1 protein-coding gene is annotated in these 681 nt (G+C 34.9%); it reads right to left on the bottom strand.

Going from position 1 to position 681, the window contains the following annotated elements:
• Positions 1–103: 103 nt before the first annotated feature.
• Positions 104–409 carry a hypothetical protein gene (locus EII23_RS13025; RefSeq protein WP_158611193.1) on the bottom strand — a complete coding sequence of 102 codons (306 nt, stop codon included), beginning with the start codon at positions 407–409 and terminating at the stop codon, positions 104–106.
• Positions 410–681 lie beyond the last annotated feature (272 nt).

Raw genomic sequence — 681 nt, forward strand, 5'->3', positions numbered from 1 at the left:
TCGGCATAGCGTGAGCTATTAAGCCGACCATTCGACAAGTTTTGGGATTGTTAAGGGTTCCGAGGCTCAACGTCAATAAAGCAATTGGAATAAAGCAACAAAGTTATTTCCGTGATAGTGCTATTGCGCCGAAAAATATTAGTATAAACGGAATAAATAGTAAGATAGCTCCACCTAAAGCAATGATTATAGCTATGCCGACAACTGCATAAATTAAGTAGCCTAGAAATGACAAAGCCCAATGCCAATTGGTAAACATCTTGTACAAAGAAAGGATTATTGTTGCTATAACGATTATTGCAGCAGGTATCCAAAAACGTAAATCCATAGTTGGAACACTTAAAAGAAGTGCTAATAAAATAATGCCGATTGCTTGTTCGGGTTCGATATTTTTCACTTTTTCTAGCATAAAAATCATCCCTCAAAATGAAATATTATTTGAGTAAATATTATCATTTTTTAGGACGAATTTTGGGGGTGGTTTTTTCTTATCTTGTTTTGGTTTTTGGTCTTTTAGGTTATTTTTTGATTAATTGTTCTAAAAAAGATTAGACATGCATTTATGCCGAGAAAATTTATTGATGTTGAGAAGAACCCTTAACTAAACTTGCAGACGAATGTCGGCATAGCGTGAGCTATTAAGCCGACCATTCGACAAGTTTTGGGATTGTTAAGGGTTCC

It is taken from the genome of Desulfovibrio sp. OH1186_COT-070, from assembly GCF_003860215.1.
Taxonomy (GTDB): Bacteria; Desulfobacterota; Desulfovibrionia; order Desulfovibrionales; family Desulfovibrionaceae; genus Desulfovibrio.

Excerpts from the sequence above, each read along its gene's own strand:
- EII23_RS13025 (WP_158611193.1), bottom strand. The coding sequence starts at position 409 with ATGCTAGAAAAAGTGAAAAATATCGAACCCGAACAAGCAATCGGCATT.